Origin of the sequence: Agrobacterium sp. 33MFTa1.1 (assembly GCF_004328495.1) — a bacterium.
Lineage (GTDB): Bacteria > Pseudomonadota > Alphaproteobacteria > Rhizobiales > Rhizobiaceae > Agrobacterium > Agrobacterium pusense.
On record NZ_CP036359.1, the window covers coordinates 759,329 to 780,587 of the forward strand.

14 protein-coding genes are annotated in these 21,259 nt (G+C 60.7%); 2 read left to right on the forward strand and 12 right to left on the reverse strand.

Annotated features, from left to right (window positions below; all coding sequences use genetic code 11):
• Nucleotides 1-34: 34 nt before the first annotated feature.
• Together EYD00_RS17350 and gltB are read right to left on the reverse strand one after the other, a co-directional pair.
• Nucleotides 35-1,489 carry a glutamate synthase subunit beta gene (locus EYD00_RS17350; protein ID WP_004445843.1) on the reverse strand — a complete coding sequence of 485 codons (1,455 nt, stop codon included), beginning with the start codon at nt 1,487-1,489 and terminating at the stop codon, nt 35-37.
• Between the two features lie 179 nt (nt 1,490-1,668).
• Nucleotides 1,669-6,414, reverse strand: a complete 4,746-nt coding sequence (gene gltB / locus EYD00_RS17355) for a glutamate synthase large subunit (RefSeq protein WP_034497329.1) — start codon at nt 6,412-6,414, stop codon at nt 1,669-1,671.
• A 370-nt stretch (nt 6,415-6,784) separates the two neighbouring features.
• Between gltB and EYD00_RS17360 the strand changes: the two genes are divergently transcribed.
• On the forward strand, nt 6,785-7,837 hold the full coding sequence (locus tag EYD00_RS17360; protein WP_004445845.1) for a threonine aldolase family protein: 1,053 nt from the start codon (nt 6,785-6,787) through the stop codon (nt 7,835-7,837).
• A 30-nt stretch (nt 7,838-7,867) separates the two neighbouring features.
• On the opposite strand, the gene EYD00_RS17365 is transcribed toward EYD00_RS17360, so the two are convergent.
• The 9 genes from EYD00_RS17365 to EYD00_RS17400 all read right to left on the reverse strand — a co-directional run bounded on the left by EYD00_RS17365 (nt 7,868) and on the right by EYD00_RS17400 (nt 18,797).
• A complete protein-coding gene (locus tag EYD00_RS17365; RefSeq protein ID WP_006697199.1) occupies nt 7,868-8,557 on the reverse strand; it encodes a response regulator transcription factor in 690 nt (229 codons plus the stop codon).
• A gap of 49 nt (nt 8,558-8,606) precedes the next feature.
• The gene (locus EYD00_RS17370; protein WP_034497330.1) at nt 8,607-11,321 is read right to left on the reverse strand and encodes a DUF4118 domain-containing protein; all 2,715 of its coding nucleotides are present in this window, start codon (nt 11,319-11,321) and stop codon (nt 8,607-8,609) included.
• A 54-nt stretch (nt 11,322-11,375) separates the two neighbouring features.
• On the reverse strand, nt 11,376-11,942 hold the full coding sequence (gene kdpC, locus EYD00_RS17375) for a potassium-transporting ATPase subunit KdpC (protein ID WP_034497332.1): 567 nt from the start codon (nt 11,940-11,942) through the stop codon (nt 11,376-11,378).
• Between the two features lie 12 nt (nt 11,943-11,954).
• Nucleotides 11,955-14,039, reverse strand: coding sequence for a potassium-transporting ATPase subunit KdpB (kdpB, locus tag EYD00_RS17380; protein ID WP_034497334.1), 2,085 nt, complete (start codon nt 14,037-14,039; stop codon nt 11,955-11,957).
• A gap of 42 nt (nt 14,040-14,081) precedes the next feature.
• Complete coding sequence (locus tag EYD00_RS25950; protein ID WP_004445852.1) at nt 14,082-14,246, reverse strand: hypothetical protein; 165 nt, start codon at nt 14,244-14,246, stop codon at nt 14,082-14,084.
• Nucleotides 14,247-14,255: 9 nt separating this feature from the next.
• Nucleotides 14,256-15,959, reverse strand: a complete 1,704-nt coding sequence (kdpA, locus tag EYD00_RS17385) for a potassium-transporting ATPase subunit KdpA (protein ID WP_034497336.1) — start codon at nt 15,957-15,959, stop codon at nt 14,256-14,258.
• A gap of 33 nt (nt 15,960-15,992) precedes the next feature.
• Nucleotides 15,993-16,082, reverse strand: coding sequence for a K(+)-transporting ATPase subunit F (gene kdpF / locus EYD00_RS17390; RefSeq protein ID WP_003506089.1), 90 nt, complete (start codon nt 16,080-16,082; stop codon nt 15,993-15,995).
• Nucleotides 16,083-16,401: 319 nt separating this feature from the next.
• On the reverse strand, nt 16,402-17,349 hold the full coding sequence (locus EYD00_RS17395; protein ID WP_034497339.1) for an asparaginase: 948 nt from the start codon (nt 17,347-17,349) through the stop codon (nt 16,402-16,404).
• Nucleotides 17,346-18,797 carry an amino acid permease gene (locus EYD00_RS17400; protein WP_004445858.1) on the reverse strand — a complete coding sequence of 484 codons (1,452 nt, stop codon included), beginning with the start codon at nt 18,795-18,797 and terminating at the stop codon, nt 17,346-17,348. Before EYD00_RS17400 ends, EYD00_RS17395 begins: the two co-directional genes overlap by 4 nt.
• Nucleotides 18,798-19,067: 270 nt before the next feature.
• On the opposite strand from EYD00_RS17400, the gene EYD00_RS17405 reads away from it, so the two are divergent.
• Entirely contained in the window at nt 19,068-20,495 is a 1,428-nt protein-coding gene (locus EYD00_RS17405; protein ID WP_234826158.1) for an aspartate ammonia-lyase, read from the forward strand.
• Here the strand turns inward: EYD00_RS17405 and EYD00_RS17410 are convergent.
• Complete coding sequence (locus EYD00_RS17410) at nt 20,464-21,180, reverse strand: FadR/GntR family transcriptional regulator (protein ID WP_004445862.1); 717 nt, start codon at nt 21,178-21,180, stop codon at nt 20,464-20,466. The genes EYD00_RS17405 and EYD00_RS17410 overlap by 32 nt on opposite strands.
• Nucleotides 21,181-21,259 lie beyond the last annotated feature (79 nt).

Consider the following 21,259-nt stretch of genomic DNA (forward strand, 5'->3'; position numbering starts at 1 on the left):
CGACAGGCCTTTCCATTTTTATCCATTTGCCGGCTTAGCGCGGAAGAACGGTCGCGCCCATCAGCGCTTCATCGATAGCACGCGCCGCCTGACGGCCTTCGCGGATCGCCCAGACCACCAGCGACTGGCCACGGCGCACATCGCCCGCCGCCCAGAGTTTGTCGACAGAGGTCCTGTAATCCGTCTCGTTGGCGACGACATTTGTGGAGCCACGGCGGTCCGTGTTGAGTGTCAACTTGCCGTCCATTTCCTTCAGAACGCTGTCCGTGAAGGGACCGGAAAAGCCGATGGCGATGAAGGCGAGATCGGCCTTGATGATGAACTCCGTGCCGGCAATGGGCTTGCGTCGGTCATCCACCTGGCAGCACTTCACACCTGTCAGCACGCCGTCTTCGCCAACGAATTCGAGGGTCGCCACCTGGAACTCGCGGATGGCGCCTTCGGCCTGCGAAGACGAGGTGCGCATTTTGGTTGCCCAGAAAGGCCAAACCGCCAGCTTGTCTTCCTTTTCCGGCGGCATCGGGCGTATGTCGAGCTGGGTGACTTTAACAGCACCCTGGCGGAACGCCGTGCCAACGCAGTCGGATGCAGTATCGCCACCGCCCACAACGACGACATGCTTGCCGCCCGCGAGGATCGGATCGGCCGGCCAACCAACGCTGTCAATGTTTTCACGACCGACGCGCCGGTTCTGCTGCACTAGATAGGGCATGGCATCATAAACGCCATGCAGATCCGCACCGCCGATGCCGGCCGGGCGCGGGGTTTCCGAGCCGCCGCAATAAAGCACGGCATCGTGGTCGGCGAGAAGCGCCTCCACCGTCACATCGACGCCGACATTGACGCCACAATGGAAGGTAACACCTTCGCCCTTGATCTGCTCGACACGGCGGTCGATGAAGTTCTTTTCCATCTTGAAATCGGGGATGCCGTAACGCAGCAGGCCGCCGGGCTTGGATTCGCGCTCATAGACGTGAACCTCGTGGCCGGCGCGGCCAAGCTGTTGCGCCGCCGCCATGCCCGAAGGACCGGAACCGATGATGGCGACCTTCTTGCCGGTGTGGATCGTCGCCGGCTTCGGTACGATGAAGCCCAGCTCATAGGCCTTGTCGGCAATAGCCTGTTCGACGGTCTTGATCGCAACCGGCGCATCCTCAAGATTCAGCGTGCAGGCCTCCTCGCAAGGGGCGGGACAGACGCGACCGGTGAATTCCGGGAAGTTGTTGGTGGAATGGAGGTTACGGATCGCCTCCTCCCAGTTGTTATTGTAGACCAGATCGTTCCAGTCGGGGATCTGGTTGTGCACGGGACAGCCTGTCGGGCCGTGGCAATAGGGAATGCCGCAGTCCATGCAGCGCGCCGCCTGCTTCTGCACCTCGGCATCCGACATCGGAATGGTGAATTCGCGGAAGTGGCGGATACGATCCGATGCGGGCTGATACTTGCCCACCTGCCGGTCGATCTCCAGAAAACCTGTAACCTTGCCCACGTTTATGTCCTCACATCAAAGCGGAGCGCCTGTCGGGCCCCAGTACCAGGTGGCGAAACCTAAAGCCGCCCCAGCACGATGAACTCAAATCCGGTCTCGCCGCCCGTCCAAGTGGTCGCCACGAATGGCGACCGCTGTTATCAGCGAGATCAGGTGGTGTAGTGTCCTCACGCGACGGATTACTCCGCCGCCACGCCCATGCGCATGCGCTCCATTTCCTCAAGCGCACGACGGTATTCAACCGGCATGACCTTGCGGAACTTCGGACGGAACTCGCTCCAGCGATCGAGTATATCCTTGGCACGCGACGAGTTCGTGTAATGGAAGTGGTTGGAGATCAGCTGGTAAAGGCGCTCCTCGTCGTGGCGAGTCATGTCTTCGGAAACGTCGACACGTCCCTTGTGCATGAGGTCGCCGCCGTGATGGTGCAGCTTTTCCAGCATGTCGTCTTCTTCCGGAACTGGCTCCAGCTCAACCATGGCCATGTTGCAACGCGTGGCGAAATCGCCCTTCTCGTCGAGAACATAAGCCACGCCGCCGGACATGCCGGCCGCGAAGTTGCGGCCGGTCTCGCCAAGAACGACCACAATGCCGCCGGTCATATATTCGCAGCCGTGGTCGCCGACACCTTCGACAACCGCAACCGCGCCGGAGTTACGCACCGCGAAACGCTCGCCAGCCACGCCACGGAAATAGCACTCGCCGGTTATGGCGCCGTATAGCACGGTGTTGCCCACGATGATCGAGTTTTCCGCGACGATACGGGCGTTTTCCGGCGGGCGCACGATGATGCGGCCACCCGAAAGACCCTTGCCGACATAGTCGTTACCGTCACCCACCAGATCGAAGGTGATGCCTCGAGCGAGGAACGCGCCGAAGGACTGGCCCGCCGTGCCGCGCAGCGTCACATGGATCGTGTCATCCTTCAGACCCTTGTGGCCCCAGCGCTTGGCGAGCGCGCCGGAGAGCATCGCACCGGCGGAGCGGTCAACGTTTCTGATCGGCACTTCGAAGACCACGGGTTCGCGGTTTTCCAGCGACGGCAGGGACTTTTCGATCAGCTTGCGGTCGAGAATGTCATCGATCGGATGCTTCTGGCGTTCGGTCCAGAACGTCGCTTCCTTGGGTGCCTCGACCTTATGGAAGATGCGGCTGAAATCCAGACCCTTCGCCTTCCAATGCGCCAGCATCTCATCCTTCTCGAGCAGTTCGGAAGCGCCGATGATCTCGTCCAGCCTGGTCACGCCAAGCGAGGCAAGGATTTCGCGCACTTCTTCGGCCACGAAGAAGAAGTAGTTGATGACGTGTTCCGGTGTACCCTTGAAACGCTTGCGCAGAACCGGGTCCTGCGTGGCAACGCCGACAGGGCAGGTGTTGAGATGGCACTTGCGCATCATGATACAGCCGGCCGCAATCAGCGGCGCGGTGGCGAAGCCGAATTCATCCGCACCGAGCAGCGCGCCGATGATGACGTCGCGGCCGGTCTTCAGACCACCATCCACCTGCAGTGCGACGCGCGAGCGGAGACCGTTCAGCACCAGCGTCTGCTGGGTTTCGGCAAGGCCGATTTCCCAGGGCGAACCCGCGTGCTTGAGCGACGTCAGTGGTGACGCGCCCGTGCCGCCATCAAAACCGGCGACGGTGATATGGTCTGCGCGGGCCTTGGCCACACCGGCCGCAACCGTTCCGACGCCGACTTCCGACACCAGCTTCACCGACACATCGGCTTCCGGATTGACGTTTTTCAGGTCGTAGATCAGCTGCGCCAGATCTTCGATGGAATAGATATCATGATGCGGCGGCGGCGAAATGAGGCCGACGCCCGGGGTGGAGTGACGGGTCTTTGCAACCGTCGCATCCACCTTGTGGCCGGGCAGCTGGCCGCCCTCGCCGGGCTTTGCGCCCTGCGCTACCTTGATCTGCAGCATGTCGGCATTGACAAGGTATTCCGTCGTCACACCGAAGCGACCGGATGCGATCTGCTTGATGGCGGAGCGTTCCGGGTTCGGCTGGCCGTTCAACAGCGGCATGTAGCGGTCGGATTCTTCCCCGCCCTCACCCGTGTTGGACTTGCCGCCGATGCGGTTCATGGCAATCGCGAGCGTCGTATGCGCCTCGCGGCTGATTGAGCCGAAGGACATCGCCCCGGTCGAGAAACGCTTGACGATATCGGCTGCCGGTTCGACCTCATCGATGGAGACTGGCTTGCGACCGAGTGCTTCCGCCGACTTGACCTTGAACAGGCCGCGAATGGTGTTCATGCGCAGCGCCGTTTCGTTCACCATGCCGGCGAATTCGCGGTAGCGATCCTGGCTGTTGCCACGCACGGCGTGTTGCAGCGAGGCGACGGCGTCCGGCGTCCAGGCATGGCTTTCGCCGCGCATGCGATAGGCGTATTCGCCGCCGATATCGAGCGTGTTGGCAAGGATCGGGTCCTTGCCAAAGGCCGCTGTGTGGCGCGCCACGGTTTCTTCGGCGATTTCCGTCAGGCCGACACCTTCGATGGAGGTGGCGGTGCCGAAGAAATATTTCTCGACGAATTCCGAAGACAGGCCGATGGCGTCGAAAATCTGCGCGCCGCAATAGGACTGGTAGGTGGAGATGCCCATCTTGGACATGACCTTGAGGATGCCCTTACCCACCGCCTTGATGTAGCGATAAACGACTTCATCATCAGACACTTCCTTCGGGAAGGCGCCGTGCTTGTGCATGTCGAGCAGGGTATCGAAAGCGAGATAGGGGTTGATCGCCTCCGCACCATAGCCGGCCAAAAGGCAGAAATGGTGGATTTCGCGCGGCTCACCGGTTTCGACGACGAGACCGACCGAGGTACGCAGACCCTTGCGGATCAGGTGGTGGTGCACGGCGGCTGTCGCCAGAAGTGCGGGGATCGCGATGCGATCCGGGCCAAGCTGGCGGTCGGACAGAACGATGATGTTGTAACCGCCGCGGACGGCGGATTCGGCCCGCTCGCAGAGGCGGTCGAGCATTTCGGGCATGCCTTCGGCACCGCGCTCCACATCATAGGTGAAGTCGAGCGTCTTGGTGTCGAAACGGTCTTCCGTGTGACCGATGGAACGAATCTTCTCCAGATCGCCATTGGTCAGGATCGGCTGGCGCACTTCCAGACGCTTGGCGCGGGCAGCACCTTCGTGGTCGAGAATATTCGGACGCGGGCCGATGAACGACACGAGGCTCATGACGAGCTCTTCGCGGATCGGATCGATCGGCGGGTTCGTGACCTGCGCGAAATTCTGCTTGAAATAGGTGTAGAGCAGCTTCGACTTGTCGGACATGGCCGAAATCGGCGTATCCGTGCCCATGGAGCCGATGGCTTCCTGGCCCGTCGTCGCCATCGGCGACATCAGGAGCTTGGTGTCTTCGCTGGTGTAACCGAAGGCCTGCTGGCGGTCGAGCAGCGACACGTCGCGGCGCAGCGCGCGTGGTTCGACAGGCTTCAGCTCTTCGAGGATGAGCTGCGTGCGATCAAGCCAGCTGCGATAGGGATGCTTGGCGGCAAGCTCGTGCTTCACTTCCTCGTCGGAAATGATCGCGCCCTTTTCCATGTCGATCAGCAGCATCTTGCCGGGCTGCAGACGCCACTTCTTGACGATGCGCTCTTCCGGCACCGGCAGCGTGCCGGCCTCAGAAGCCATGATGATGCGGTCGTCATCAGTGACGAGGTAACGGGCCGGGCGCAGGCCGTTGCGGTCGAGCGTCGCGCCAATCTGCTTGCCGTCGGTGAAGGCAACGGCGGCGGGACCGTCCCACGGCTCCATCAGGGCTGCGTGATATTCGTAGAATGCCTTGCGTTCGGCAGACATGGACTGGTTACCGGCCCAGGCTTCCGGGATCAGCATCATCACGGCATGGGCCATGGAATAACCGCCGCGGACGAGGAACTCGAGCGCGTTGTCGAAACAGGCCGTGTCCGACTGGCCTTCATAAGAAATCGGCCAGAGCTTGGAGATGTCGTCACCGAACAGCGCGGACGAAACCGATGCCTGACGCGCCGCCATCCAGTTGACATTACCGCGCAGCGTGTTGATTTCGCCGTTATGGGCGACCATGCGATAGGGGTGCGCCAGCTTCCACGACGGGAAGGTGTTGGTGGAGAAACGCTGATGCACGAGCGCGACAGCCGATTCGAAACGCGGGTCCGAAAGGTCCTTGTAATATGCGCCCACCTGATAGGCGAGGAACATGCCCTTATAGACGATGGTCGAGGAAGAAAGGGAAACGGGATAGAAATCCTGCGTTTCCTTGCCGCCGCCTTCGTCATAGATGCGGTTGGAGAGAACCTTGCGGATGAGGAACAGCTTGCGCTCGAAATCGGCATTGCTCGCGGCATCGCGGCCGGCGCCGATGAAGACCTGCACGTGGTGCGGCTCTGTCGCTGCGATATCCGGCGCCTTGGAAAGCGAGGAGTTGTCGACCGGGACATCACGGAAGCCAAGGAACTGCTGGCCCTCTTCGCCGATGACGTCGACGATGACCTTCTTGTAGTGCTCGATGCGGGAGGGATCGCGCGGCATGAAGATATGACCGACGGCGTATTCGCCAGCCTTCGGCAATGTCACGCCCTGCGCGGCCATTTCCTCGCGGAAGAAGCGGTCGGGAATCTGCACGAGAATGCCCGCACCATCGCCCATCAGCGGATCTGCGCCGACGGCGCCGCGATGGGTCAGGTTTTCAAGGATGAACAGGCCGTCCTTGACGATCTGGTGCGACTTGACGCCTTTCATATGGGCGACAAAGCCGACGCCGCAGGCATCATGTTCATTGGCGGGATCGTAAAGACCCTGCCTTTCCGGCAAGCCGCCCGCGAAACGCGCTTTCGCAGAAACGGGTGCAGCCGTAGCCGCGGTGGGACAGTCAGTGGTCAGGGTTGCGGCGGCGATGTCCGCCTGCGGCTTGTTTGTCATTTTTGTCCCTCCTGCAAATTACTTGCACGGTTTCATGCGAAGGTCCGGCGCGACGCAAATTTCGCTCTTTGGCAAAATCCGCATTCTCGCCGGCTGGATCAAATTTAGGACAGTAAGACTGTCTCAATTCCCGAGGATTTTGGCAGAAACCGGCGGAATTGGCAAGGGCGCGAATCCAATTAGTGAGACCGTCGTTTTATAGCGAAGTTTCGATACTGACCCATTGCGCGAAACTTTCTGTCGCAAATCCCGCCTCCCCATTGCTTTCATTGCCGGATTTGCCAATCGCGTAGTTAGGTCCTAGAACTTTGCCAGTCGTCGTTCCATGCATTTCCCAATCAGAACCCCAGCTATCGGAAAGCGTTCAGAGATGTTTTTTGCTTCAGACAATTGGGCTGGCGCCCACCCGGCCGTCAATGAACGGCTTTCGCGGGAATCCACCCGGTTTGCCTCCGCCTATGGCACCAGCGAACTCGATCTCTCCATCGAAAAGCGCTTCAACGAGATATTCGAGCGCGAGGTTGCGGTGTTTTTCGTCGCCACCGGCACGGCGGCCAATTCGCTTTCGCTGGCCAGCATCGCTCGCGCCGGCGGCCTCACCTTCTGCCATTCGGAAGCCCATGTGATCGAGGACGAATGCGGCGCGCCGGATTTCTTTTCCGGCATGCGCATGGTCGCAGTCGAAGGGCCGAACGGCAAGATGCTGCCGGAAAACCTGATCGAGCGCATTGCCCGCTATCCGCAGGATGCCGTTCACCACGGCCGTGCCGCCGCCATCACCATGACGCAGGCGACCGAAGCCGGCACCGTCTACACACTCGACGAAATTGAAGCCATCTCCAAAATCGCCAAGGAAAACGGCCTGCCGCTGCATATGGACGGCGCGCGTTTTGCCAATGCGCTGGCCGCGCTTGACACCACGCCGGCTGAAATGACCTGGAAACGCGGCGTTGACGTGCTGTCTTTCGGCGGCACGAAAAATGGCTGCTGGTGCGCGGAAGCGATCGTTTTCTTCGATCCTTCGCTCGCTCGGGATTTCTCGTTCCTGCGCAAACGCACAGCGCAACTTTTTTCGAAGTCACGTTTCATTGCAGCGCAGTTTGAAGCCTATCTGCAGGATGATCTTTGGCTCGGTCTCGCCAGCCATGCCAATGCCATGGCTAACCGGCTGCGCGCGGGCTTCGGCTCGCTGAACAGCGCGCGCCTCGCCTGGCCGACCCAGGCCAACGAAGTTTTCGCCATTTTGCCAAAGGCAGCCGCGCAAGCAGCGACGGAAAAAGGCGCAAGGTTCTATGACTGGCTGGAACCGCGCGACATGCCGGAAAAAGTCGGCAAGGACGAAGTACTGATCCGCATGGTCACCAGCTTTGCGACGACCGAGGCCGATGTAGATGAATTCCTGTCCATCTGCGCTGCCGTCTGAGATATCGGAGGGCGTCGCCTTGCGGCGCCCTCAAACCTCCTGCAACCGGTAACCCACCCCGGTTTCTGTCAGGATGTAACGGGGCTGGTCGGGGATTTTTTCGATCTTCTGGCGCAATTGGCGCACATAGACCCGCAAATATTGCACGTCGGTCAGTTCATCCCATACGTGCTCCAGCAGGAAGCGGTGCGTCAGCACCTTGCCTGCGTGCTGAACCAGCACCCGCAGAATATCGTATTCCTTCGGGGAGAGCTTCACCTCCCGGTCCTCCACCCTGACGATACGCCGGACAAGATCGACCGAAAGATCGCCGGTCTGAAAGACAGGCCGTTCACCCTGGCTCTGGAGCCGGTGGCGCAGCGCGACACGGATGCGGGCGACGAGTTCGTTCATGCCGAAGGGCTTTGTAATGTAGTCGTCGGCTCCCAGTTCGAGTGCCTTGACGATACCTGCTTCATCGGTTCGGCTGGACAGGATGATGACCGGCAACGCCACCCCCTCGCTGCGCCATTTCGCCAGAAGATCGTGTCCCGACATATCCGGCAGGCCGAGATCGAGAATGACGAGATCGGGCTTGTCCTGCTCGACCAGCTCCATCGCCACCTTCGCATTCATCGCCTCGCTTACCGTATAATCCTGCGTCGACAACCCCACCCGCAAAAGCTTGCGGATCGGCGGTTCATCGTCAACGATCAGAATGTTAACGGCGGAATTGGTCATTCCAGGGTCTCCTTTGGCGGCGTAGTGGGAGCGGGGTCGCCATTTCGGCTCAGGCGGCGCCCTTTTCATGATCTAGCACAGGCGCGTTGGCGGGAACGGGCAAAGTTACCGTGAATTGCGCACCTCCCCGATCCTGCCTGTTCTCCGCACGAATCGAGCCACCCATGGCCTCGATGAAACCCTTGCAGATGGATAGCCCCAGTCCGGTTCCCGCCTGCACCTGATCGGTCTTGCGCACCCGGTAGAAGCTGTCGAACACCCGCTCCGCATCTTCGGGAGGAAAGCCCGGCCCCTCATCGGCCACGGACAGGAAGACGTGCCTTCCCTGCTGCCAGCCCCGGAGTTCGATGACCGTGTGTTCGGGAGCATATTTGGCCGCGTTGTCTATGAGGTTGAACAGGACCTGTTCGAATAGCACGGGATCGACCCTAAGCATCGGCAGATCAGGCGGAATATCCAGGACAACCTCATGCCGCACAATGATTTTCGCGGCACGCGAAAGCGCTGTCCCGACCATGTCGCCAAGGAAATGCAGCCCGTAATTCGGCTCCATTGCACCCGATCCGATTCGCGTCATATCGAGAAGATTGGAGATGAAGCGGTTCAGCCGTTCGGATTCCTCAACGATCGTCGAAAGCAGATCGGCGCGCGCATCGGGCGGGATGTCCTCGGCAAAGTCCTTCAGCGTTCCGGCCGAACCCAGAATAGCCGCGAGCGGGGTTTTGAGGTCGTGGGAAATGGAGGTGAGGAGTGCTGTGCGCAGTCGGTCGGTTTCCGCGGCCAGCCTTGCCTTGTCGACATCCGAGGCAAGCTGGATACGTTCGATCGCGAGTGCAGCCTGGTCGGCCAGCGCATCAAACAGGCGCTGTTGTTCAGGTGTCAAAAGCGGCCCGCTTCGGTCATCATCCAACCCGACGACGCCGACGGCACCGCTGCCGGTGCGGAGCGGCAGATAAAGCCGCCGGGCGCCCGGCAACGTGTCTGCGCCGCGACCAGCCGCCTTGTCGTGTTCCCATGCCCATTGCGCGGCCGCGATATCGGCATCCACCAGCGTGTCATCGGGCGGATAACCGGCCTTGACGGCGATGGCGTTGTTCTCCGGCAGAAGCAGCACCACCCTCACCTTCAACATCGAAGCCATCTGGTAAGCGGTGGCCCACAACACATCATCCAGCGTGGCCGTTCCGGCAAGCTTTTTGGAAAACAGGTAGAGATCTTCCGTCGTGCGCGCCCTTACCCGCGCCGAGGCCGCCTGCCGTTGCACCGCAACCGTGAGGTTGGAGGCAACAAGCGCCACTCCGAGATAAAAAAGCAACGCCAGAACGCTGTCCGGCGCGCTGACCGTCAGCGTGTATCGTGGTTCCAGAAAGAAAAAATTGAATGCGACGGCACCAAGCAGCGAGGCATATAACGCAGGTCCAAGTCCTCCGCGAACAGCGGCCGCCAGCACGGCCATGAGAAAAACGAGCGCCAGATTCTGAACGTCGAGCGTCCGGTCAAGCACGATGCCGACAACGATGGCGAGCGCTACGAACAGCGTGCTGTTGAGATAGGAGCCTATCGACCAGCGCGAGCGGGACGGTGCGGCCTTCACGGATTGCGCCGGCTTCTCTTCATTCTTGTCGCCGGAAATGACGTGCACACTGATATCGCCGGCATGGTCGATCAGATCATGCGTCAGCGAGCGCTGAAAAATTCGCTGCCACCAGGATTTTCGCAGGCGACCGATGATGATGTGGGTGAAATTGTTTGTATTGGCGTAGGAGATGATCTCCCGCGTCAGGTCTAGCGCCGGCAGGGTTACCGTCTCGCCGCCAAGCTGCTGGGCAAGCCGCATGGTGCCGGCCAGCCGGTCCTTCTCCGCCTCCGACAATTGCTGCGACCGCGGCGTGTCGAGATGCAGTGCGGTCCATGGTGCGCGCAGCCGGTCCGCCTGCCTTCGGGCATAACGCACAAGACCGGGGCCGTTGCCGCCATGATCAAGACAGACCAGAACCCTGTCTCCGGCCGCCCAGGGGCCAGAGATGGCATGGGATTGCATGTGATTGAGCAATTGCTCATCCACCCGCTGCGCGGTGCGCCGGAGCGCCAGCTCGCGCAATGCCGTCAGGTTACCGCGCGAAAAATAATTCTCGATGGCGCGCCGTGCCGTACGGGGCAGGTAAACCTTGCCATCCTGCAGCCGCTTGATGAGGTCGTCAGGCGTAATATCGATGATTTCGACATCATCGGCCCGGTCGATGATGCTGTCGGGCACGGTTTCACGGACACGGATGCGGGTAATCTGCGCCACCACATCATTCAGGCTTTCGACATGCTGGATGTTCAGCGTTGTGTAGACATCGATGCCCTGCGCGAGGATTTCCTGAACATCCATATAACGCTTGGGGTGGCGGCTGCCTGCAGCATTGGTGTGAGCAAGTTCATCGACCAGAACCAGGGCGGGGCGACGCGCGAGGATCGCGTCGATATCCATCTCCTCCAGCATCTGGCCGCGATAATCGATACGTTTGCGAGGGACGACGTCCAGCCCCTCGACCAATGCCTCGGTCTCCCTGCGGCCATGCGTTTCCACGACGCCGATAATGGTGTCGACGCCATCCGCAAGCTTCGCCCGGCCTGACATCAACATTTCATAGGTCTTGCCGACACCGGGTGCGGCGCCCAAAAAAATCTTCAACCGGCCCCGCGCCTCGCGCCTGGCGTTTTCCAGTGGCGCATCGGGCGACGGCCGGCCGGGCATGTTGCTGATATCGTCAGGCATTTAACCACCAGTGGTCGAGGCTATGGCTTGCGAACAAGCCATAGCCATTTCAATTCATGAGCCGGCTGCGTCAAGAGCCATGTTGAGCGCAAGAACGTTTACAACGGGCTCGCCCATGAAGCCGAGTTCCGGAGCTTCGACATGACGCTCAACGATGGCGCGCAACGCCGCTTCATCCATGCCCCTCGCTTTGGCGACACGCGGAACCTGGAAATAGGCGGCTTCCGGCGAAACATGCGGATCGAGGCCGCTGCCCGAGGCCGTCACCAGATCGGCCGGCACCGACGAGGCCGGATTTTCAGCTCTCGCGGCCTCGTAATCCTGTTTCACCCGGTCGATAAGCTTGGCGCTCGTCGGCCCGAGATTGGAGCCGGAGGACGAGGCCGCATTATAGCCATCGCCGGCGGCGGAAGGACGGCCATGAAAATAAGTCTCGCCAGTGAAGGCCTGCCCGATCAATTGCGATCCGACCACCGTGCCATTTTTTTCGATCAGGCTGCCATTGGCCTGCGCGGGAAAAAGCGCCTGCGCCAGGCCCGTCATGCCGAGCGGATAGGCAAGGCCGGTGATGGCCGTGGTGGCGAGGATCAGCACCAGTGCGGGACGAAGCTGTCTAAACATTGTCTTTACTCCTCAGGCGAGACCGAGCGCCGTGATGGCGAGGTCGATGGCCTTGATGCCGATAAAGGGAACGATGATGCCGCCGAAGCCATAGATGACCAGATTGCGCGATAGCAGCGCACCTGCACCGATCGGGCGATATTTGACGCCCTTCAGCGAGAGCGGGATCAGCGCGATGATGATAAGCGCGTTGAATATGATGGCCGAGAGGATGGCGCTCTGCGGCGTCGAAAGTCCCATGACATTCAGGACGCCAAGCTGCGGATAGAGCGCCAGGAACATTGCCGGAATGATGGCAAAATATTTGGCGATGTCGTTGGCAATCGAGAAGGTGGTCAGTGCACCGCGCGTCATCAGCAACTGCTTGCCGATTTCGACGATCTCGATGAGCTTGGTCGGATCGCTGTCGAGATCGACCATGTTGCCCGCCTCGCGGGCGGCCACGGTACCGGTGTTCATGGCAACGCCGACATCGGCCTGCGCCAGCGCGGGAGCATCATTGGTGCCGTCACCGCACATGGCGACGAGCTTGCCCTTCGCCTGCTCCTCACGGATAAGCTCCAGCTTGTTTTCCGGTGTCGCCTGGGCGAGGAAATCATCGACACCCGCTTCCGCAGCAATTGCGGCGGCGGTCATCGGATTGTCGCCAGTGATCATGACAGTGCGGATGCCCATGCGGCGAAGCTCCGCAAAACGCTCGCGAATGCCGCCCTTGACGATATCCTTCAGCTGCACGACGCCGAGAAGCTTGCCATCCCGAACAACGGCGAGCGGCGTGCCCCCGGTCTTGGCAATTTCTTCGGCAATTGTCCTTATGCCGCGCATGGCATCCGTTTCGGTTTTGACGGCAAGCGCCACATTGCCCTGTTGCGAAGCGCCGCCGTTAACATACGAAAGAACGGCGTCGACCGCCCCCTTGCGAATGGAGGAGCCTTCGAAATCGACACCGCTCATGCGGGTCTGGGCGGTGAAGGGGACGAAATTGGCATGCAGCTTCTGCATGTCACGGGCACGGATGCCATATTTCTCCTTCGCCAGAACCACAATGGAGCGACCTTCAGGTGTTTCGTCAGCAAGGGACGCAAGCTGGGCCGCATCGGCCAGTTCCTGCTCGGAAACGCCGGCGACGGGGCGGAACTCGGTCGCCTGCCGGTTCCCGAGCGTGATCGTGCCGGTCTTGTCGAGCAACAGCGTGTCAACGTCGCCAGCAGCCTCGACGGCGCGGCCGGACATGGCGAGCACGTTGAAACGCACCAGCCTGTCCATGCCGGCGATGCCGATCGCCGACAGAAGCGCGCCGATGGTGGTGGGGATAAGCGTGACGAACAGCGCCACCAGCACGATGATCGGGATCGAACCGCCGGCATAGGCCGCGAAACTCGGTATGGTCGCGGTGGCCAGAACGAAGATCAGCGTCATGCCTGCGAGAAGAATGTTGAGCGCAATCTCGTTCGGCGTTTTCTGGCGTTCAGCACCTTCGACCAGGGAAATCATCCGGTCGAGGAAGGTGGAGCCAGCAGCAGCGGTGATACGTACCCTTATCCAGTCCGACAGCACCTGCGTGCCGCCGGTGACGGCAGAGCGGTCGCCACCGGATTCGCGGATGACCGGGGCGGATTCGCCTGTTATCGCCGCCTCGTTTACCGAAGCAACACCTTCGATGACCTCACCATCGGAAGGGATGATATCGCCCGCCTCTACAAGAACGACATCGTTCACCTTCAGGCTCGTACCCGCCACCATACTGTATTGGCTACGGTCATCGCCGGTGAGCAGTTTCGCCTGGGTTTCTGTGCGGGTCCGGCGCAGCGAATCCGCCTGCGCCTTGCCGCGCCCTTCGGCGACGGCTTCGGCGAAATTGGCGAACAGCACGGTGAACCAAAGCCAGAGATTGATCTGGAAGGAGAAGCCCAGATTGGCACCGCCCGTGATGAGATCGCGGATGAACAGCACCGTGGTCAGCACTGACACCGTCGCAACAACGAACATGACCGGATTGCGCGCAAGCGTGCGCGGGTTGAGCTTTTTGAATGCGGCGGCGATGGCCGGCACGAGAATGCGAGAATCTAGGATGCTCACTTGTTTGGACTGGCTCATGAAGAGGCTCCAGCGTTGAACAGGGCGACCGATGAGGGTCGATCAGCCCGTGATAACTTCGAGAGCGACAACGGCGGCGAACAGAGCCGCCATCATCGCGAGAATGAGATTGGAGGCGCACCAGCCGCCGGGCGTGGCGCTGCCTCTGACGGGAGCGCCGTTGCGGGCGGGAACGATGCGGCGACGTGCGGATTTGCCTTCGTTCATGACATCACCTCAAAAAAGCTGACCTGCCGCCATGACGAGATGTTCGGCAACCGGGCCGAGCGCCAGCGCAGGCAGGAAGGTAAGGCCGCCGACGATCAGGATCGTGCCGACCAGCAGGCCAACGAAAAGCGGGCCATCCGTCGGGAAGGTGCCTGCAGAGGCCGGAACGGTCTTCTTGGTGACCAGCGAACCCGCAATGGCGAGTGCGGGAATGATGACCAGAAAGCGGCCCATCAACATGCCGAGACCAAGCGTGATGTTGTACCAGGTCGTGTTCCCGGTCAGGCCGCCGAAGGCCGAACCGTTATTGGCGGCCGCCGAGGTGTAGGCATAGAGGATTTCGGAAAAGCCGTGCGGGCCCGCCGTCCCAATCGATGCCACAGCCGAGGGCAGGATGGTGGCCGTGGCGGTGAAGACCAGCATGGCGAGCGGCAGGCAAAGAATGGCCAGAACCGCCATCTTCATTTCCTTGGCCTCGATCTTCTTGCCGAGATATTCCGGCGTGCGCCCGACCATCAGCCCTGCCACGAAGATGGCGATGACGATGAAGAGCAGAATGCCGTAAAAGCCCGCACCGACCCCGCCGACGATCACCTCGCCCAGCTGCATGTTGATGAGCGGGATGAGACCACCCAAGGCCGTGAAGCTGCCGTGCATGGCATTGACCGCGCCGCAGGACGCAGCCGTGGTGATGACCGCGAAGAGCGACGAGAGCGCCAATCCGAAACGGACTTCCTTGCCTTCCATATTACCGCCTGCAAGACCGAAGCTGTGCATCAGCGGGTTTCCGGCTGCTTCCGCCCAGTAGGTGACGGCAACGCCGGCGATGAACAGCACGCCCATGGCCGCAAGGATAGCCCAGCCCTGGTGCTGGTTGCCGACCATGCGACCGAAGACATTGGTGAAAGCTGCGCCGATGGCGAAGATCGATACCATCTGGATCATGTTGGAAATGGCATCGGGGTTTTCGAAGGGATGCGCCGAATTGGCGTTGAAGAAGCCGCCGCCATTGGTGCCCAGCATCTTGATCGCGAGCTGCGATGCGACGGGGCCGACGGCAATCGTCTGCTGCGCGCCTTCCAGCGTCTGCGCGTTCACATAGGCGCCGAGCGTCTGCGGCACGCCGAGCCAGACGTAGACGAGCGTCAGCACGATGCAGAGGGGTAATAGCACGTAGAGCGTGGAGCGGACCATATCCACCCAGAAGTTGCCGATCGCCTTGCCGGAAGCGCGCGAGAATGCGCGGATCAGGCCGATGGCAATTGCCATGCCGGTTGCGGCGGAAACGAAGTTCTGCACGGTGAGACCGGCCATCTGGGTCAGATAGGAAAGCGTGCTTTCGCCGCCATAATTCTGCCAGTTGGTGTTGGTGACGAAGCTGACGGCCGTATTGAAGGACAATTCTGGTCCGACGGCCGCCATTCCCTGCGGATTATAGGGTAGCACGGCCTGAAAGCGCATCAGGGCATAGAGCAGGGCGAAACCGAGAAGATTGAAGAGAAGCATGGAGACCGCATAGGTCGTCCAGTGCTGCTCCTCCCGCTCACTTGTCCCGGCAAGGGCGTAAAGTCCGCGCTCGACCGGCACAAGAACCGGCGACAGCAGCGTGCGCTCGCCATTGAAGACACGCGCCATATAGAAGCCAAGCGGCTTCACCAGCGCAAAAATGATCCCGCAGAAAAGCAGGATCTGGAACCATCCATTGAGGGTCATGGTATCAAACTTTCAACAGCCGCCGCTTCCCGATCAGAAACGTTCGGGGCGAATGAGAGCATAGGTGAGATAGGCAGCGATAAAGACCGTGACGGCGCCGCTCAGGATATAATCAAACGTCATCGCAGCCTCCGTCTAAAGCCGGTCGCAGGCGCGCGTGTAGGCAAAGCAGAGGGCGAAGAACACCGTGGCTGCGCCGATCAGAACAATATCCATCATTGATGGGACTCCTTTTTAATCGAGGAGCCGGACAGGAAGAAAAGCGCCGTCATGTGGGACGTCGCTTTTCATTCTTTCTGGCTGGGAAGAAACACCATCCCTTCCCGCACAGAAGAATGCACCCGAACCGCATAAAGGTTCGAGACGGCCACAGGGGCAATAAAATAGGAATCCTATAGGAATTTCGATGCCCGCTGACCGGACATCGCTTCCGCCAATCAAGTCAGCTGTTGTCACCGAAAGCGGAAACGATGGTTTCCGCCGGACTTTTGTCCGCCAGCAGCGCGGCCAGCAAAATGCGCGCCTGGCCCGGACGAAGTGTGGCTGAATGCACGGCGCCCGCTGCGACGAGATCATGTCCACCGCCGCCGCCGCCGTAACTCGCCACGAGCCGCCCTTCCGGCACGCGGCTGGAGACGACGACCGGAACGCCGCGTTCGGCGCAGCGCTTCACAGCTTCGGCGATACGCGGATTGGCATTCCCGGAACCAAGTGCGGCAAGAACGATGCCTTTCGCGCCCCCCTGAAGGCTTGCATCGATATGGGTGGCATCACAGCCAGGATGAATGGCAACGATATCGACGCGTTGATCGGCCACCGGGGCGGCAAGCAACGGTGTTCGGGCGGCAGCCAGTGGCCGGGTCGAGCGGAATGCGTCTGCCTCGTCCGCGCTCAGCTTGTAGAGCCCCCAGGCCGAGAGACAGCGACCGCCGAAGGAGAGAAGCACACCCTTCGCAGCATTCGCCTGATCGAGCGCTGTTTCTATGGCTCGAGCCAGATTTGCCGGTCCGTCTGCGTCCTTATGGTCTGCCGTAAACTGTGCGCCGGTGAAGACCACCGGCTTCGTGATGGCGTGCTGCAAATGGACGAGTAGCGAGGATTCCTCCATTGCATCGGTTCCGTGCAGAACCACGATACCCGCCACTTCGGGATCGTCGAGTTCGATACGAACGGCATCGCTGATGCTCTGCATGTCGGCAAGCGTCAGGCTGGACGAATCCTTCGCCATGAGGTCCACCGGCTTCAGCCGGGCGCTGATTTCCGGTACCAGCGCAAGCAGATCTTCACCGGAAAGGCTGGGCGTGCTGGCACCATCGGCACCGCGCCGACTGGCGATGGTGCCGCCGGTGGCGATGACCGCCACCAGAGGTATCGCGCCCTGCCCGCTCAATGCGATGCTCCCGCGCGTTCAGCCGCAAGGCGATAGATGCGGTCACGCAGCAGATACCAGCCGATGACGAGCGCCGGGATGATAATCAGCAGCGAAGCGATGGTCCAGGAGCCGACGGGATAGTCGAAGGCCATCAGCACCAGCACGCCGAACAGAAAAACGAGCGTGAGGATGCCGGTATAGGGCGCGCCGAACATGCGGAAATCCGGACGCACCAGTTCACCGCGCTGCGAAAGCTGCCAGAGTTTGAGCTGGCAGAGCACGATGACGGCCCAGGCGCAGATGATGCCAAGCGCTGACAGGTTGAGCGCGATTTCGAACGCGGCGGCGGGGACAACGGCGTTGAGTGCGACGCCGAACACGGTAACGACGGCAGTGACCGCGATGCCACCATAAGGCACGCCATTCTTGTTCATCTTCGCCAGCGCTGCCGGGGCAGAGCCGGAGACAGCCATGGAGTGAAGGATGCGGCCGGTGGAATAGAGCCCGGCATTGAGCGAGGACAGGACGGCGGTCAGAACAACAAGGTTCATAATGACATCGGCACCCTGCACGCCGATCGAGCCGAAGAAGGTAACGAAAGGGCTCTCACCGGCCTTGTAGGCCGTGTAGGGCAGGAGCAGCGTGAACAACAGCACCGAGCCGACGTAAAACACAACGAGACGGAGGACGACGGCGCGGATGGCGCGCGGCATAACCTTGCGCGGGTCCTCGGTTTCGCCTGCCGCCGTACCGATCAACTCGATCGAGGCATAGGCGAATACCACGCCCTGGATGATGACGAAGGCTGGAAGAATGCCATTCGGGAAGAAGCCGCCATTGTCAGTAATGAGGCTGAAGCCGGTAACGTGGCCTTCGATGGGCGTACCGAAAATGACGAAATAAACGCCGACGACGAGGAAGATCGCGAGCGCCAGCACCTTGATCAGGCTGAACCAGAACTCCAGTTCCCCGAACACCTTCACCGACAGCATGTTCATCGCCAGTACGACCACCAGCGCCGTCATCGCGAATACCCACTGATCGATGCCCGCAAGCCACGGTACGTATTGCTTGAAGAAATTCATATAGAGCGCAACGGCGGTGACATCGGCCACCGAGGTCATGGCCCAGTTGAGCCAATACATCCAGCCGGCCGCAAAGGCCATCTTCTCACCGTAGAACTCACGGGCATAGGACACGAAGGAACCGGAGCTGGGGCGATGCATGATCAACTCGCCGAGCGCACGCAGCACGAGAAACGCGAAGAAGCCGCAGAGTGCATAAACGAAAACCAGAGCCGGACCGGCCTGTGCGAGACGCCCGCCGGCACCCAGAAAGAGACCCGTGCCGATGGCGCCGCCGATGGCAATCATCTGAATCTGGCGCGGCTTAAGGGCTTTATGGTAACCGAGATCCTCTTCGGCGAAGACCTCACGTTCGGCGGGTGCCGTTTTTCCAGAATGCATGGATTTATCCTCCCGATAAAACGCTTGTAGTCGGCAATTAGCCGGAAATCAAAGTGGAACTGGCGTCGTCCCCAAGGCTGGAAATATGGCCAGCGAATGCGCTCATGCTGTAAAGCTGCATGACAGATTTTTGCCGTCATAAGTCGAGACAATGGCTTTCGTCAAGAGCTGTTCGCCAATATTGACCTTCCTCCCCCGCAGGCATATGGTCATTAAATCTGTAAGACAGCTTTACAGATTTTGCAACGCTTGAAGCCAGTGGAGGAAGAAGTGAGCGTGACGCGCAGTGAGCATGATTTGCTCGGGTCGAAGGAAATTCCGGCGAATGTTTATTGGGGCGTGCACACCGCGCGCGCGGTGGAAAACTTCAAGATCACCGGGGTGACCATTGGCCATAACCCTTACCTGTTAAGGGGTTTGGCCTATGTGAAAGAGGCGGCCGCACGTGCAAATCACGAACTTGGCCTGCTCGACAGGGATCGGATGGAGGCGATTGCGGAAGCCTGCCGCGAAATCCGCGCCGGCGCTCTTCATGAGCAGTTCGTTGTGGATGAAATCCAGGGCGGAGCCGGCACATCCACCAACATGAACGCCAATGAGGTCATCGCCAACCGCGCGCTGGAACTGCTTGGGCACGAAAAGGGCGATTATGCCCGGCTTCACCCGAACGATCACGTCAATCTCAGCCAGTCGACCAACGATGCTTATCCGACCGCGGTGAATGTGGGCCTGATCGAAGCGATTGACGACCTGGCCGCCTCGATGGGCGTTCTGAAGGACGCCTTCGACCGCAAGGCGCAGGAATTTGCCCGCTTCATCAAGATCGGGCGCACGCAATTGCAGGATGCGGTACCGATGACGCTCGGCCAGGAGTTCCGCACGTTCGTGGTGATGCTGGGCGAAGACCAGGCGCGTCTGATCGAATCCGCCGCTCTGCTGCATGAGATCAATCTGGGCGCCACCGCCATCGGCACCGGGCTCAACGCACCGCGCGGTTATGCCGAGCTTGCCTGCCGGCATCTGGCGGAACTGACCGGCCGGCCGCTGGTGACGGCCGCAGACCTTATCGAAGCCACACAGGACCCCGGCGCCTTCGTGCACCTCTCCGGCGTGCTGAAACGCGTCGCCGTAAAGCTGTCGAAGACTTGCAACGACCTTCGCCTGCTCTCGTCAGGCCCGCGCGCCGGAATTGGCGAAATTACCCTTCCCTCCGTTCAGGCGGGCTCAAGTATCATGCCGGGCAAGATCAATCCGGTCATTCCCGAAGTGGTCAACCAGGTGGCCTATGCGGTGATCGGCAACGACATCACCATCACCATGGCCGCAGAAGCCGGGCAGCTGCAGTTGAACGCCTTCGAGCCGATCATCGTGCGTGCGCTCTCCCAGAGCATCAGCCAGCTAAGCGCCGCCTGCCGCACACTGGCAGAGCGATGCGTGGACGGCATCGTCGCCAATCCGGCCATCATGGCGCAGCGCGTGGAAGAATCAATCGGTCTCGCCACGGCGCTTAACCCGCTGATCGGTTATTATGCGGCGACGGAAGTCGCCAAGGAAGCGCTTGCCAGCGGGCGTACCGTGCCGCAGGTGGTTCTTGAACGTGGTTACATGACAGAGGCCGAACTGCAGCAAGCGCTCAGTCCACGGCACCTTGCCAATCTACCAGCGGTCACGGCTGGCGAAGCCGATCTTCGCCAATGATCGTCGTCACTACCTGCTTCACCTGCCCGAGGTGAAGCTCCATCGCCTCACGCGCCTCAGGCGCTGAACCGCGCCGGATCGCCTCGACGATCCGGCGATGCTCGAAATTGGAAGCGACGCGGCGACCGGCCATAAGGTTAACCATCTCTGATTGCTGGGCGACGGCCTCGCGGGCGTCCGCCACCACCTTGGCAAAGAGGCGGTTGGCGGAGGCCTCCGCGATGGCGCAATGAAACTGGCCGTCCAGCAATACCCAGGGATGCGGCCTTTCCTCGGTTTCCATGCGGCTACAGAGATCGAGCAAAACCTGCAGTTGGGCGTCCGTGCGACGCAAGGCGGCCCACCCTGCAGCCGGCACTTCGATGAAGGGGCGGGCCTCGATCAGGTCGCGTGCGGAATAGGCACCGTAATTCAGTTCCGATGGCGGCGTCGGGGTCATCACATACGTGCCGCTGCCTGTGCGGGTCTGCGTCAGGCCGAGCGTCTGGAGAGACCGCAGGGCCTCGCGAATAATCGGACGGCTGACGCCGTAACGCGTTGCGAGATGTGCTTCCGAAGGGAGCCGGGTACCGACCGCAAGCTGGCCTGTCGTGATGGCGGAACGGATATCATCGAACACCGCTTCCGCGGCATTCTTGCGATTGATCGGCTGTCCATCCGCAAGCCAATCCGACAAACCGCCCATCTTTAAATCCTCCGCACTCTCAATATGTCCGCGATATCGACGCAACCGCCCAAATACAAAAGGACGGCTGCCGCTCTCG

Bases quoted from the DNA above. Each gene is read 5' to 3' on its own strand.
- EYD00_RS17410 (WP_004445862.1), bottom strand. From the start codon at position 21,180: ATGGGCGGTTTGTCGGATTGGCTTGCGGATGGACAGCCGATCAATCGC.
- EYD00_RS17400 (WP_004445858.1), bottom strand. From the start codon at position 18,797: ATGCATTCTGGAAAAACGGCACCCGCCGAACGTGAGGTCTTCGCCGAA.
- kdpF (WP_003506089.1), bottom strand. From the start codon at position 16,082: ATGACGTTTGATTATATCCTGAGCGGCGCCGTCACGGTCTTTATCGCT.
- kdpB (WP_034497334.1), bottom strand. From the start codon at position 14,039: ATGAGCCAGTCCAAACAAGTGAGCATCCTAGATTCTCGCATTCTCGTG.
- gltB (WP_034497329.1), bottom strand. From the start codon at position 6,414: ATGACAAACAAGCCGCAGGCGGACATCGCCGCCGCAACCCTGACCACT.
- kdpC (WP_034497332.1), bottom strand. From the start codon at position 11,942: ATGTTTAGACAGCTTCGTCCCGCACTGGTGCTGATCCTCGCCACCACG.
- EYD00_RS17365 (WP_006697199.1), bottom strand. From the start codon at position 8,557: ATGACCAATTCCGCCGTTAACATTCTGATCGTTGACGATGAACCGCCG.
- EYD00_RS17360 (WP_004445845.1), top strand. From the start codon at position 6,785: ATGTTTTTTGCTTCAGACAATTGGGCTGGCGCCCACCCGGCCGTCAAT.
- EYD00_RS17370 (WP_034497330.1), bottom strand. From the start codon at position 11,321: ATGCCTGACGATATCAGCAACATGCCCGGCCGGCCGTCGCCCGATGCG.
- EYD00_RS25950 (WP_004445852.1), bottom strand. From the start codon at position 14,246: ATGAACGAAGGCAAATCCGCACGTCGCCGCATCGTTCCCGCCCGCAAC.
- kdpA (WP_034497336.1), bottom strand. From the start codon at position 15,959: ATGACCCTCAATGGATGGTTCCAGATCCTGCTTTTCTGCGGGATCATT.